The following is a 12,644-nucleotide window of genomic DNA, read 5'->3' on the forward strand; positions in this document are numbered from 1 at the left end:
GTATACCGGCGGTGGTTCCGTCGAAAAAAAGTTGACCATCCGCCGAACCGCACAATCCAGAGATGAAGCTTTGCGACGGAACGCCGCAATGACGAAATGCGTCCTCGCAATTGCCGTGCGGAAAGCGCAGGAAGCTAGTCAAAAAACGGTTGCGTCCAGCCAGGGAAAACAAAATGCATGACACTGTAGATGCCCGATCCGAAGCGGATCAGGAAACGGATCACGCCGTTTGGCCTGCGATTTACCGCGGGTGGCGCCGCAAATGCCCGAATTGCGGCAGTGGGGCGCTTCTCAAGGGGTATCTGACCGTAAACAAGACCTGTACAGTTTGTAATCAGGAATTGTATCACCACCGCGCAGATGACGGTCCCGCCTATCTGACGATTCTGATTGTCGGCCACCTGATGGCACCGCTGCTGCATTTTGCGTTTGTGCGCTGGCGTCCGGAACCGTTGACGCTGTTCACAATATTTGCGGTTGGCTGTGTGGCTTTGTCTCTTTACCTTTTGCCACGACTGAAGGGCTCAATCGTCGGGTTTCAATGGGCGCGCAACATGTACGGGTTTCGCACCGCACCCTGACAAGCGCAGGTAAAAAGGGACAATATGGCTATCGATAAATCGGCAATCCGAAACGCTGCCACTGTCATCCTTTTACGCGATCGCCAAAGCAATCCACATATTCTGATGGGCCAGCGCGGGGCCAAAGCCGCGTTCATGCCAAACAAATTCGTCTTTCCCGGCGGCGCGGTCGATGCAACCGATGCACAGGTACCGCTGGCTGGCGCGCTGTCGGATCTGTGCCTGACCCGACTGCGCGATCAATCCGAAGCCGGGCTGGAATATGCCCTGGCCGCAGCCGCCATTCGTGAACTCTGGGAAGAAACCGGGCAGGTTCTGGGTGTGCCGGGGCGCTGGTCCGGCACAGTGCCGCAAGACTGGGCCGGCTTTGCCGCCACCGGCCACCTGCCAAATGCCACCCCGTTACAGTTTGTGTTCCGCGCGCTGACCCCGCCGGGGCGGCCGCGCCGGTTTGATGCACGGTTTTTTCTGGTGGATGCCGATACGCTGGCCAGTGATCCGGATGATTTTTCCGCCGCATCGGATGAACTATCGCACCTGCAATGGATTCCACTGGGGCAGGTACGCCGCTTTGATCTGCCCTTTATCACCGAAGTCGTCCTGAGCGAGGTCGGGGCACGCGCAACCGACCCCGCCCCGCCCGCATCGGTGCCCTATTTCCGCAATAACGACGAAGAGAGCCTGTTCCTGCGCCTGCGCGGCCACCCCATGCCGGACTAGATACGCCTCAGGCGTGGTCAGATGACAAGAATCAGCATCAGGATACTGATTGCCAGAATGGCGATGCCGAATATTTCCCGCCTTGAAATCGTTTCACGAAAAAACAAGGTCGAGGCGAGCAGACTGAAAATCAGTTCGACCTGCCCCAGCGCATTGACGTAGGCCGCCGTTTGCAGGGTAAACGCCGTGAACCAGCACATTGATCCCGCCATCGAGGTCAGCCCGATCCAGCCCGCCACCTTGCGAACGCGCCAGACAGCCGTGATTTCGCCCGCCTCGCGCAGGCGCAGCCAAATCGCCATTGCCACCATTTGCATGGCCGTCACCGCGCTTAACGTCACACCCGCCCGCAACAGCGGATCGGCACTGGCAATCTCAAGCGAGGCACCGCGATAACACACCCCCGAGATCGCAAAGAACACGCCCGACACCAAACCGATACCGGCGGCGCGATTGGCAATTCTGCGCAGCCACACCCCGTCACCACCCGGCGGGTCAGACAGCAACAGCACGCCGATCAAACCGATCAGGATCGCGGCAAATCCCCAGATCGACACGCCTTCGCTCAGAATGACCCACCCTACCAGAACCGTCTGGATCACTTCGGTTTTCTTAAAGGTTATGCCCACGGCAAAATTTCGTTGCTTGAACAGCATGACAACGCAAATGGTGGCAAGAATTTGCGCCGCACCGCCCGCCGCCCCATAGATCCAGAAGGCAAGCCCAAGCGTTGGCAGTGCTTGCCCTGACGCGTTCAGGTATAGCGCCAGCAAAACGGCAACCAGCGGCGCAGAATAGAAAAACCGCGCAAATGTGGCCCCTGCCGGGGACAGATCAACGCGGCTTAGGTGTTTTTGCAGCATGAACCGCAGCGTCTGGAAAAACGCGGCGGCCAGTGTGACAGGGATCCAAAGGCTCATGCCCTGCTATGGCGCAGATTTACTTTGGCCACCAGAGAGGATGCGGAACCGGATCCTTGGTGCGCAGGAAATAACGGGCGAAAACATCACGGTATGACCGGTAGACATAGCTTTCGTTTCGCGCCTGAAACGCCTCTTTGCGGGCTTCATACAACGCCGGAAGGCGGTACCACGCCACTTTGGGATGCGCATGATGAACGACGTGAAAGTTGTTGTTCAGAAACAGAAATGCCAGAATTCCACGATCTTCGATGATCACAGTTCGGGCGCGGCATTTTTCATGTGCCCGATGTTCCAGAAAGGTCCGGATCTTGATCAGCGCCATACCGCAATATGCCGCAAGCAGGTAGGCCCAGAACGGCATGGCGGAAACCGCGATCACCCACCACACCACCAAGACAACACCGACCAGATGCAGCGCCCATGCGGTTGCAACCGACCGGTCGCCGCCACGGATCAAACGCCAGTCGGCGCACATGAAACTGATTTGTCCCAACGCCGTGCCAATCAGCATACGGCCCAGCAGCGTATTGTTGAACCGGTAGATCCAGCGCACAAAACGTGGTTGCCGCGCCCATACCGCCGGATCGAAATAATTGCTCTCGGGATCATCATAAGGGTCGGTAAGATCTTCATCGTGGTGATGCGCAAGGTGCGTGTCGCGAAACCGGCCATAGGGGACAAACAGGTTCGGCTGGATGAAAACCAGCGCCTCGTTCCACTTCTGGTTCCGGAACGGATGCCCGTGCAGCACTTCGTGACTAAGCGATGACAGCAGCGCAATCGCCAGCGTCGTCACGACGATGCCCAGCGGCAGTGAAATCGCGCTGATCAGCGTCGTTGCCAGTATCCAGACGGCACTGGCGCCCAGAATCAGGGACAGGGTGGGCCATTCGACTGCCCGTACATCTGGCAGTTTGTGAACAGGATCAAAGCGGTGAGTGGCGTCCATTAATGTGTCCGAGTTAAGTGGAATGTAACAGCGATACGACACTTCACGTGGCTGTGAACATTCCGAATACAGTTAACAAAACAAACTAACTGTGATATTTTTCACCACATGCATGAAAACATCGACAAACGCGACCGTTCAGAACAGTTTCGCACCCGGTTAAAGCGCGCGATGTCCGATCATGGCAGCACCCAAAGCAGTCTGGCCCGCGCCATCGGCGTCGACAGGTCCACCATTTCGCAGCTGTTGAAAGGTCAAGGCGCCCGCCTGCCCAACGCCCATGTCGTCGGGGCCTGTGCCTCGGCCCTTGGTGTGTCGGCCGACTGGTTGCTGAGCCTGTCGGACCGCCCTGAAAGCGCCGCCGATCTGATGTCTGCCAATCTGTCGCTTACTGCGGCCCCCCGCGCCCTTGTCGATCAGCAGATTTTCGACTGGCACCGTGAGGCGGCAGGCTACAAGATCCGCCACGTCCCCGCGGCCCTGCCCGACATGCTGAAAACCCAAGCGCTGCTGGAATGGGAATATACCCCCCATCTGGGTCGCACCGCACGCCAGGCCATTGGCGCATCAACAGATCGGCTGGCATGGATGCGCTCGGCCCGGTCCGATTACGAAATTGCGATGCCGGTCTACGAACTGCACAGCTTTGCCCATGCCACCGGCTATTACACCGGCCTGCCGCTCGACACGCGTCTGGAGCAACTGGACCAGTTTGATCGCCTGATCGACCAGTTGTACCCGCGTTTGCGGATCTATCTTTTCGACGCGCGGAAACTTTACAGTGCACCGGTCACGATCTTTGGTCCGCTGCTTTGCGTTCTATATGCGGGCGGGCATTACCTTGCATTTCGCGATCGCGACCGGATCGACACCTTCACCGGTCATTTCGATGTGCTGGTACGCGAAGCATCTGTCTCTGCGCGCAACATGGCGCAACATCTGCGCGACCTGCGCGCAGATATCACTTGATTCAAAATATCAACAAACCTGATCAACCGGCTGTAATATCTACACTTTCGGGTCAGGATTAATCGTAAATCCGTCAACGCCAATCACCTGCCCCGATACCAGCCTGGCCGCATCCGACCCCAGAAAAACCGCCATGTTCGCAATGTCACTTGCTTCGACAAACCGGCCAAGCGCGGTGCCGCTGGCATAGCCGTCATAGACCTGATCGCGCGTCATGCCCTTGGCTGCCGCCTCGCGCTCCAATACGCCTTCCATACGCGGGCCTTCCACCGAACCGGGGCAGATTGCGTTGGCACGGATGCCAAATGGCCCCAGTTCCATGGCAAGTGTTTTCATCAGCCCGATCACGGCCCATTTCGCCGCCGCATAGGGCGCCCGGTTGGGATATCCGTATAGTCCTGCAGTGGATGACGTCACGACAATGCTGCCCGCTTTCGCTTCCTTCATCATTGGCGCGGTGTACTTTGCCGCCAGAAACGCACCTTCCAGATTGACACTGACACATCTGCGCCAGTCTTCCAGCGCGATGTCTTCAACCCGCGCGGTCGGCCCGGCAATGCCGGCATTGGCACACAAGACGTCCAGTCCGCCCCAACGCGCCCCCAGATCCTCAAAAAGCGCGGCCATGGCATCTTCGTCACTGGCATCGACTTGGGTTGTCCGCCACCGTTCAGGGCAGCCAGTCAACGCCTGTTTGTCCACATCCGTGACCCACACGTCAAATCCGGCGGCGTCAAACGCCTCGCCCATGGCGCGGCCGATGCCGGACGCGCCGGCAGTAATCAAAACGCGCCTCATCTCGGGGCACCGATGGCACGGCCCAGCCCGTCTGGCGGCGACATGTCGGCCTGCCCTGCCACCATGCGGGCCAATATGGCCTGCATCGCATCCGGCATCGGCGCGGGTTTTCGGGTTTCCAGACTGACATGCAGCAACATCTGTTCCCCCGTGGCCAGCACTGCACCTTCATGGGTCATTTCGTGCCACAGGTGCATTTTCTTGCCTTCGCCCGATATCACCCGCGTTGTCACTTCGATCCGCGCACCGGGTGCGGCCTCGCCCAGATGCCGGATATGGGTTTCTGCCGTGAAAAAACTGCCGCCATTGGCGATGTAATCCGCGTCACACCCGATCAGCTTCATGAAATGGTCTGTCGCACGGCTGAACGCCTCAAGATAGCGCGCCTCGTTCATATGGCCGTTGTAGTCCAGCCAGTCGATCGGAACGGCCTGCGCCAGCATCACCAAAGGTACGGCGTAATCCGTGATCTGTTCCAGCGTTGCCGGTACGGGGCTGTCTTGCAACAACACCGCGTCATGCGCATTCAGCAAAGCGCCCGCACCATAATCCTGCGCCTTGAGCGCCCGCATCATGCTGACCAGATTGTTGTCGCGGATCCGCTCCAGCTCGCGGATCGAATGGGCACCGGATTGTTCGTCCGATTGCCCCGCGATAAGATCAACCAGTTCGTCGGTAAACTCCGGCACATCCATCAGCTTGGTCCACGGCCATTTCAGCGCGGGGCCGAACTGCGCCATGAAATGTTTCATGCCCGCCTCGCCGCCCGCTACTCGGTAGGTTTCAAACAAGCCCATCTGCGCCCAGCGGATACCAAACCCATAGCGGATCGCATTATCAATTTCTTCGGTTGTGGCAATGCCGTCCTTGACCAGCCACAACGCCTCGCGCCAGACCGCCTCAAGGAAACGGTCGGCCACGTGCGCATCGATTTCCTTGCGCAGATGCAACGGATAAAGCCCGACCGACGTCAGCAGTGCCTTGGCTTTTTCAACAATCCCGGTGTCATTTTCAGGCGTGGTGACGACTTCGATAAGCGGCAGCAGATAGACCGGATTGAACGGATGGCACACCATGATCTGCGCGGGGCGCACCGCGCCCTGCTGCAACTCAGATGGCTTGAACCCCGATGTAGAGGATCCGATCACTGCGCTTTCATCACACGCGCCCTGCAACTCGGCCAGAACCTTGTGCTTGATATCAAGCCGCTCGGGCACGCTTTCCTGTATCCAGTCGGCGCCTTTTACAGTGTCGGCCATGCTCCGGTGAAAGCTCAACCGGCCTTCTTGCGGCATCGCCGCATCACTCAGGCCCGGAAGCGAACGGCGCGCGTTGTCCAGAACCTCGCCAACCTTGCGCTCTGCCTCGGGGTCCGGGTCAAACACCCGCACGTCCCACCCGTTCAGCAGAAACCGCGCGGCCCAGCCGCCGCCAATCACGCCTCCCCCGATAATAGCTGCCACGCTCATCTTTGTGTCTCCCGCAATCTTGTTAAGTCGTATCCGAACCAGTCGAAAATATCCCGCGCGGCGGCGATCCTGTCGATGCCGCCCGCGGCACCGCGATCAAGGATCATGCCGAACGATCCGTCCGGCGTGCCCAGCGCGGCCGTGCGATAGCCTGTATCAACCCATAACAGCCAGATTTCAGGCGCACCGCCCGATGCCGCCCAGCGTGCGCCTTCACTCACGTCATGGCGCACCAGCGCGCCGTCCAGCGGACCGATGTCAAAACTGCCATCCCCGTTCCAGACATAGCGTACCTGCCGTGCAGCCGTCGGGGTCTGCGCAAATTCTGCACGGACCCACCACGTGCCATCAAGCCGCTGCGGCTCGAACCGTGTGGTGGCGGCGATCGGCGCTGATACATCGCGAAATCCTGCCAAATCGGGCGCTGGCGCGCACCCTGTCAGCCCCAGAACCAGCGCCGATACCGCAGCGTATCGCATCACCGTCACTTGGGGGCCCGTTTCACCAGCCCCAGCTTTTCACGCACTTCCGCCGGGCCGATCACCCGCGCCCCCATGTTTTCGATGATGGTTCCGGCGCGTTCCACCAGTTGCCAGTTTTCCGCCAGCACACCTTTTTCCAGCCACAGATTGTCTTCCAGCCCGACACGCACATTGCCGCCCGCCAGAATCGCCGCGGCGACATATGCCATCTGGTTGCGCCCCAGACCAAAGGCCGAAAACGTCCAGGTGTCGGGCACATTGTTCACCATCGCCATGAACGTGTTCAGATCATCCGGCGCGCCCCACGGCACCCCCATGCACAACTGCACCAGCACATCCGGTTCAAGAACCCCATCGGCGACAAGCTGTTTGGCGTACCACAAATGACCGGTGTCAAAGGCTTCAACCTCGGGCTTGACGCCCATTTCGGTCATCATCCGCCCCATCGCCGTCAACATTCCCGGCGTGTTGGTCATCACATAATCGGCTTCGGCAAAGTTCATCGTGCCGCAATCCAGCGTGCAGATCTCGGGCAGGCATTCCGCGATATGGGCCACGCGCTCGGTTGCGCCGATCATATCGGTTCCGGCGACGGCTGGCAGCGGCTTTTCCACACCGCCAAACACGATATCCCCGCCCATGCCGGCCGTCAGGTTCAACACCACGTCCACCTCGGCATCCCGAATGCGGTCCGTGACCTCGCGGTAATAGTCAAGGCTGCGGCTGGGTTTGCCGGTTTCAGGGTCACGGACATGACAATGCACCACGGCAGCACCGGCCTTGGCCGCTGCAATCGCACTTTCGGCGATCTGCTGGGGGGATCGGGGCACATGCGGGCTGCGGTCTTGCGTGCCACCCGAACCGGTGACGGCACAAGTGATAAAGACTTCTTTGTTCATGGTCAGTGGCATGGGGCGCTCCTTTTTTCGAATCTGCGCAAATCTTGACGTGACTTGCGCAAGTCAACTTTGCATTATACGAATCCCACTTGATGAATTCCGCACAAAATATCTTTCTTCCCAATCCCGAACCGCTGCGCATTACGGTTCTGGTTCTGGATGACAGCAACACATTGTCTTTTGCCGCCGCCGTCGATCCGATGCGCGCCGCCAACCGGCAGGCGCGCAAGCGGCTGTTCAACTGGACATATGCCACCGCCGCAGGCAATCCGGCCCTGTTGACCAGCGGCCTGCAAGTGCCCGGCGACCCCATAGCACAGGCCACGCCGCCCGATCTGTTGCTGATCATCGCCGGGTTCAATCTGGCCAGTCACGATACACCCAATCTGCGCGCCAGCTTGCGCCGGCTGGCCCGTGCGGGCTGCACCCTTGCCGGCATTGATGGCGGTCCCTGGCTTCTGGCAGGGGCCGGTGTGCTTGACGGGCACCGCGCCACCACCCATTGGGAAGACCACGATACATTTGCCGCACGCTTTTCCCAGATCAATGTCGAACGCAGCCGTTATTGCGTCGATGGCGCCCGCCTGACCAGTGGCGGTGCCGCCCCCACCATTGATCTGATGCTGTCCCTGATCGCGGGCCGCTTTGGCACCGCGCTGGCCGAAAAGGTCACGACATCGTTCATTTACGATCCCGTCGGGGATGCCAGCCGCCCGCAAAGCCGCCGCATCTCGGCCCGCCACAACATCCTGACGGCCCGCGCCAATGCCCTGATGGAAGACAATCTGGATAGCCCGCTGCCGATCCCGCAGATCGCGCGCCGTCTGGGCGTCAGCACACGGTCGCTTGAACTTCAGTTCCGGGCGCGGCTGGGAACGACCCCCAAATCCTATTTCCTGTCCCTGCGTCTGGCCGAAGCCTACCGCCGTGTCACCGCCACATCAGAGCCGTTGAACGATATCGCGCTGGCATGCGGCTTTGCCTCGCAATCCAGCTTTTCACGCGCCTTCAAGTCAAGCTACGGCCAAAGCGCACGCCGCCTGCGTTCGGCGTAACCCCCCACTTCTTTTCGCCGGAAATACGGAAATCCCGCCGTCAATACGGCATCGGACACTGGCGTTGGGCCGCATCGATCTCTGCCAGCACCTCATCGTCCAGCGTCACATCCGCGGCCCCCAGCGCCAGATCCAGTTGATCCATCGTCGTTGCACCAAAAATCACCGATGCCATGAACGGGCGTGTGGCGCACCAGGCCAACGCCATCTGCACCGGGTCCAGCCCGTGTTTCTGCGCGATGCCAAGATACAGATCCACCGCCGCGAAGGCGCGGTCTGTCTTGCGTCCACCCAGATCACCGTTCAGCGACATGCGCGATCCCTGCGGCACTGCGCCGTTCTGGTATTTCCCGCTCAGCAATCCGGCCGCCAAAGGCGAAAACGCCAGCAGGCCGACATCCTCGTTGACGCTCAGTTCCGCCAGATCGGTGTCATACATCCGGCACAGCAGCGAATACTCATTCTGGATCGAGGCAACGCGCGGCAGGCCCTTGTCCTCGGACAGGCGCAGCCATTGGGCCGTGCCCCAGGCGCTTTCGTTGGACAGACCAAAGGCGCGGATCGTGCCCTTGTCGACCTCGCGCTGCAGCGCGCCCAGCGCATCCTCCATATGGGCCAGCGTCTCGGCCTTGTTCTGGCCGGACGGATCATAGGTCCAGTTCTTGCGAAACATGTAGGATCCGCGATTGGGCCAGTGAAACTGGTAAAGATCGATGTAATCCGTTTTCAGCCGCTTCAGAGATCCCGCGATTGTGTCGGGAATTGTCTTGGATGAAATCGGCGCACCATCGCGGACATATCCCAACCCCTCGCCCGAATGTTTGGTCGCGAGGATCACCTGATCGCGCCGCCCCGATTGTTCGACCCATTGTCCGATGATGTCCTCGGTGCGGCCAACGGTTTCCTTGCTGACAGGGTTCACAGGGTACATTTCCGCCGTGTCGATGAAATTCACCCCCCGTTCCAGCGCGCGGTCGATCTGGGCGTGACCTTCGCCAACCGTGTTCTGCGTGCCCCAGGTCATTGATCCCAGACACAGTTCCGACACGGCAAGACCGGTGCGGCCCAACGGCTTCATCTTCATGGCAAACCTTTCTGAATTTTCTGCCGCGCACCCTAGCAGCCCGATCCGCAGGGGCAAGGCGCACACCGTTTTTAGATTGAGAACAAACAAAGAACATATTAATGTGATCCCATGAATCAAACCCTGCTTTCGCGCGCCCCGGACACGGCACCGCCGTCGCTGACCCTGCTGGGGCAGTTGTCCTTGCGCCTTGCCCGTCTGCACGAGGTCTGCGGCGCAGCCCGCCACAGCTTTGCACTATGGTGCGCGGCGCAGACCAGCGGGCCGGTTTTGTGGATCGCCCCCGATTGGGGCACCAACGGGCTGCACGGGGCGGGCATCCACCCTTTTGTAAATCCCGGGCGTCTGATCTTTGTGCACCCGCGGCGCGCCGAAGACACCCTTTGGACCATGGAAGAAGCGTTGCGCAGCGGTGCTGCCCCGCTGGTGGTCGGGGATGTGCCCGCCCCGCCGGGTCTGACCGCAGTGCGGCGCATGCATCTGGCGGCACAAGCCGGTGCACAGGCCGGAATGGGTGCACCTCTGGGTCTGCTGCTGACACCGGGGGATGGCGGCGCACCCGGTGTCGAAAGCCGCTGGCACATGGCCCCGCGCCACAGCGCGACCCAAACGCTCTGGCATCTGGAACGGCGCCGCGCCCGCACCGCAGCACCGCAAAGCTGGCAGATCACAGCGTCCGGCGGGGGCACACAGGGTGCAGCGCCCGGGCTTGGCATCAAAGTGCTGTGATCACTGCAGAATAAAGGTCCAATTCCCGCAGAACATCGTAACGTACGGTATGAAACAATTTCTTTCGGTCCGCATCCTGCTGCACGCCATCCTGATCATGGTGCTTGGCACGGCCACATCCAGCGCAGCCCCGACACGCTATGCGCTGGACCAGACAGTTTCCCAGGTGGGGTTTATCTATGTGCTGAACGGTGCCGAGCAAAAAGGCACAATGCCCGTCAGTCAGGCCGATCTGGTCATTGATCCCGAAAACCTGCGTGACGCCAAAGTTGACGTTCAGGTCAGCGTGGAAAAGGCACGCACCGGGCTGATCTTTGCCACGGACGCGCTCAAGGCGCCATCGGTTCTGGATGCCGGACAATTCCCAACCATCCGCTTTGTCGCAACGGCCATCCATCTGGGGGCCGATGGCCGCCTGTCCAATGGCGCGCGCATCGATGGCGACATCACCATGCGCGGCGTCACCCGCCCGGCCAGCTTTCAGGCCAGCCTGTTTCGCATGCAGGGCAGCGCGCCCGACGATCTGAGCACTCTGACCATCCGTCTGACAGGGGCGGTGCGGCGATCGGATTTCGGGGCAAGCGGATACGCGGACCTTGTCGGCGACGTGGTACAGCTTGACATAGTTGCCCGCATTCAGGCGCAGCGTTAAAGATTGGCTGAACCCCGAAAAACGACCCAAGACCGTCGATTAAGAACAAGCGCGGGCAACAAAAGAATGGTGCTAACGGCTTATGCGCATGCTCATTTCCTTCGCCGCTCTGTTCCTGTCGGTCATTCTATTGCAGCTTTCGACAGGTGGCGTTGGCCCGCTTGATGCGCTTTCGGGCCTGGAACTGGGGTTTTCAACCGAAGAAATCGGGTTGCTCGGCTCGGCGCATTTCTTCGGGTTCTTTATAGGCTGCTGGTGGGCGCCGCGGGTTCTGGGCACAGTCGGCCACAGCCGCGCCTTTGCCGCGTTTACCGCGATCGGCGCCATCGGCCTGCTGGCGCACATGCTGGTGGTGAACCCCTATGCCTGGGTCGTCATGCGCATCATGTCGGGCTTTTGCGTGGCCGGATGTTACACCGTCGTCGAAGCATGGTTACAGGCCAAAGTGACCAATGAAACGCGCGGACGCGCGATGGGGATCTACCGTGTGGTCGACACCACCGGATCACTGGGCGCGCAACTGATTATCGGGGTGCTCGCTCCGGCCAGTTACGTGTCATACAACCTGCTGGCCATTATCTGTTGCGCCGCCCTGATCCCGCTGACGCTGACCACCAACCAACAGCCCGAAACCCCCCGCGCGGCACGGCTGCGCCCGATGCTGGCCATACATCTGTCTCCGCTGGCGGCGGCGGCGGTGGTTGTGTCGGCGCTGTCCAGCGCGTCCTTCCGCATGGTTGGCCCGGTTTACGGACAGGGGGTCGGGCTTAGCGTGGGGCAAATCGCCTGGTTCCTGGCGGCCTTTGTTCTGGGCGGCGCGCTGGCGCAAATTCCGGTCGGATGGCTGGCCGACAAATATGATCGGCGCTGGGTGCTGATCTGGCTGTCCGTCGCCGCCATGATCAGTTGCGCCGTGACCGTGGCCAGCAGCGGCTATGGCACCACCGCGATCATGCTGTCGGCCGGACTGTTCGGGCTGACCACATTTCCGATCTATTCGGTGGCCGCTGCACACGCACATGATTTCGCGGACAATTCCGAACGGGTCGAACTTTCGGCCGCGCTGATGTTTTTCTTTGCCCTTGGAGCCATTGCCGCGCCTTTGTTCGCATCGGTCCTGATCGAGGCCTTTGGCCCCGGTGCCCTGTTCACGATGGTTTCAATCGGGCATCTGGTTCTGGTCGTTTTCGGCTTTTTCCGGATGCGGCAGCGCGCCTCTCCGGTGGATCGCACCGCGTTCGTTGCGACCCCGCGCACATCCTTCACCATCGGGCGGCTGTTCGGGCGCAGCCGCAAACCGCTTGATACATCGCAAACGGACTGACTGGTCATGA

14 protein-coding genes are annotated in these 12,644 nt (G+C 60.4%); 7 read left to right on the forward strand and 7 right to left on the reverse strand.

Translation table 11 applies throughout. The features are described from left to right. The first annotated feature begins 173 nt into the window (after positions 1-173). On the forward strand, positions 174-581 hold the full coding sequence (locus tag C1J05_RS14745) for a DUF983 domain-containing protein (RefSeq protein WP_114870913.1): 408 nt from the start codon (positions 174-176) through the stop codon (positions 579-581). A gap of 24 nt (positions 582-605) precedes the next feature. Beyond that, a complete protein-coding gene (locus C1J05_RS14750) occupies positions 606-1,301 on the forward strand; it encodes an NUDIX hydrolase (RefSeq protein WP_114870914.1) in 696 nt (231 codons plus the stop codon). Between the two features lie 17 nt (positions 1,302-1,318). Here C1J05_RS14750 and C1J05_RS14755 read toward each other — a convergent pair whose 3' ends face one another. Together C1J05_RS14755 and C1J05_RS14760 are read right to left on the reverse strand one after the other, a co-directional pair. Then, entirely contained in the window at positions 1,319-2,221 is a 903-nt protein-coding gene (locus C1J05_RS14755) for a DMT family transporter (RefSeq protein WP_114870915.1), read from the reverse strand. 19 nt (positions 2,222-2,240) lie between these two features. After that, entirely contained in the window at positions 2,241-3,173 is a 933-nt protein-coding gene (locus tag C1J05_RS14760; protein ID WP_114870916.1) for a fatty acid desaturase, read from the reverse strand. Positions 3,174-3,281: 108 nt separating this feature from the next. On the opposite strand from C1J05_RS14760, the gene C1J05_RS14765 reads away from it, so the two are divergent. Then, a complete protein-coding gene (locus C1J05_RS14765; RefSeq protein ID WP_114870917.1) occupies positions 3,282-4,142 on the forward strand; it encodes a helix-turn-helix domain-containing protein in 861 nt (286 codons plus the stop codon). A 39-nt stretch (positions 4,143-4,181) separates the two neighbouring features. Here the strand turns inward: C1J05_RS14765 and C1J05_RS14770 are convergent, their stop codons facing one another. Genes C1J05_RS14770 through C1J05_RS14785 form a run of 4 tightly spaced genes read right to left on the reverse strand, consistent with a single transcriptional unit; the run spans position 4,182 to position 7,802 of the window. Continuing rightward, positions 4,182-4,940: an SDR family oxidoreductase gene (locus C1J05_RS14770; RefSeq protein ID WP_114870918.1), complete on the reverse strand. Its 759-nt coding sequence runs from the start codon at positions 4,938-4,940 to the stop codon at positions 4,182-4,184. Further along, positions 4,937-6,409, reverse strand: a complete 1,473-nt coding sequence (locus C1J05_RS14775; protein ID WP_114870919.1) for a carnitine 3-dehydrogenase — start codon at positions 6,407-6,409, stop codon at positions 4,937-4,939. The genes C1J05_RS14770 and C1J05_RS14775 overlap by 4 nt, the downstream gene beginning before the upstream one ends. After that, on the reverse strand, positions 6,406-6,888 hold the full coding sequence (locus C1J05_RS14780; protein ID WP_162798095.1) for a lipocalin: 483 nt from the start codon (positions 6,886-6,888) through the stop codon (positions 6,406-6,408). The genes C1J05_RS14775 and C1J05_RS14780 overlap by 4 nt, the downstream gene beginning before the upstream one ends. A gap of 5 nt (positions 6,889-6,893) precedes the next feature. Next, entirely contained in the window at positions 6,894-7,802 is a 909-nt protein-coding gene (locus C1J05_RS14785; RefSeq protein ID WP_114870921.1) for a 3-keto-5-aminohexanoate cleavage protein, read from the reverse strand. An 80-nt stretch (positions 7,803-7,882) separates the two neighbouring features. Here C1J05_RS14785 and C1J05_RS14790 point away from each other — a divergent pair, with 80 nt between their 5' ends. Continuing rightward, positions 7,883-8,845 carry a GlxA family transcriptional regulator gene (locus tag C1J05_RS14790; RefSeq protein ID WP_114870922.1) on the forward strand — a complete coding sequence of 321 codons (963 nt, stop codon included), beginning with the start codon at positions 7,883-7,885 and terminating at the stop codon, positions 8,843-8,845. A gap of 40 nt (positions 8,846-8,885) precedes the next feature. On the opposite strand, the gene C1J05_RS14795 is transcribed toward C1J05_RS14790, so the two are convergent. Next, positions 8,886-9,929 (reverse strand): aldo/keto reductase, encoded by a 1,044-nt coding sequence (locus C1J05_RS14795; RefSeq protein WP_114872346.1) that lies wholly within the window; start codon positions 9,927-9,929, stop codon positions 8,886-8,888. Between the two features lie 111 nt (positions 9,930-10,040). On the opposite strand from C1J05_RS14795, the gene C1J05_RS14800 reads away from it, so the two are divergent. The 3 genes from C1J05_RS14800 (at position 10,041) to C1J05_RS14810 (ending at position 12,634) form a co-directional block, all read left to right on the forward strand. Then, positions 10,041-10,658 (forward strand): ImuA family protein, encoded by a 618-nt coding sequence (locus C1J05_RS14800; protein ID WP_114870923.1) that lies wholly within the window; start codon positions 10,041-10,043, stop codon positions 10,656-10,658. Positions 10,659-10,707: 49 nt separating this feature from the next. Then, positions 10,708-11,310 (forward strand): YceI family protein, encoded by a 603-nt coding sequence (locus C1J05_RS14805; protein WP_114870924.1) that lies wholly within the window; start codon positions 10,708-10,710, stop codon positions 11,308-11,310. 82 nt (positions 11,311-11,392) lie between these two features. Beyond that, entirely contained in the window at positions 11,393-12,634 is a 1,242-nt protein-coding gene (locus C1J05_RS14810; protein ID WP_114870925.1) for an MFS transporter, read from the forward strand. Positions 12,635-12,644 lie beyond the last annotated feature (10 nt).

Source organism: Sulfitobacter sp. JL08, assembly GCF_003352045.1.
In the GTDB taxonomy this organism is placed as follows: domain Bacteria; phylum Pseudomonadota; class Alphaproteobacteria; order Rhodobacterales; family Rhodobacteraceae; genus JL08.

Bases quoted from the DNA above. Each gene is read 5' to 3' on its own strand.
- C1J05_RS14745 (WP_114870913.1), top strand. From the start codon at position 174: ATGCATGACACTGTAGATGCCCGATCCGAAGCGGATCAGGAAACGGAT.
- C1J05_RS14750 (WP_114870914.1), top strand. From the start codon at position 606: ATGGCTATCGATAAATCGGCAATCCGAAACGCTGCCACTGTCATCCTT.
- C1J05_RS14755 (WP_114870915.1), bottom strand. From the start codon at position 2,221: ATGAGCCTTTGGATCCCTGTCACACTGGCCGCCGCGTTTTTCCAGACG.
- C1J05_RS14760 (WP_114870916.1), bottom strand. From the start codon at position 3,173: ATGGACGCCACTCACCGCTTTGATCCTGTTCACAAACTGCCAGATGTA.
- C1J05_RS14765 (WP_114870917.1), top strand. From the start codon at position 3,282: ATGCATGAAAACATCGACAAACGCGACCGTTCAGAACAGTTTCGCACC.
- C1J05_RS14770 (WP_114870918.1), bottom strand. From the start codon at position 4,940: ATGAGGCGCGTTTTGATTACTGCCGGCGCGTCCGGCATCGGCCGCGCC.
- C1J05_RS14775 (WP_114870919.1), bottom strand. From the start codon at position 6,409: ATGAGCGTGGCAGCTATTATCGGGGGAGGCGTGATTGGCGGCGGCTGG.
- C1J05_RS14780 (WP_162798095.1), bottom strand. From the start codon at position 6,888: ATGCGATACGCTGCGGTATCGGCGCTGGTTCTGGGGCTGACAGGGTGC.
- C1J05_RS14785 (WP_114870921.1), bottom strand. From the start codon at position 7,802: ATGCCACTGACCATGAACAAAGAAGTCTTTATCACTTGTGCCGTCACC.
- C1J05_RS14790 (WP_114870922.1), top strand. From the start codon at position 7,883: ATGAATTCCGCACAAAATATCTTTCTTCCCAATCCCGAACCGCTGCGC.
- C1J05_RS14795 (WP_114872346.1), bottom strand. From the start codon at position 9,929: ATGAAGATGAAGCCGTTGGGCCGCACCGGTCTTGCCGTGTCGGAACTG.
- C1J05_RS14800 (WP_114870923.1), top strand. From the start codon at position 10,041: ATGAATCAAACCCTGCTTTCGCGCGCCCCGGACACGGCACCGCCGTCG.
- C1J05_RS14805 (WP_114870924.1), top strand. From the start codon at position 10,708: ATGAAACAATTTCTTTCGGTCCGCATCCTGCTGCACGCCATCCTGATC.
- C1J05_RS14810 (WP_114870925.1), top strand. From the start codon at position 11,393: ATGCGCATGCTCATTTCCTTCGCCGCTCTGTTCCTGTCGGTCATTCTA.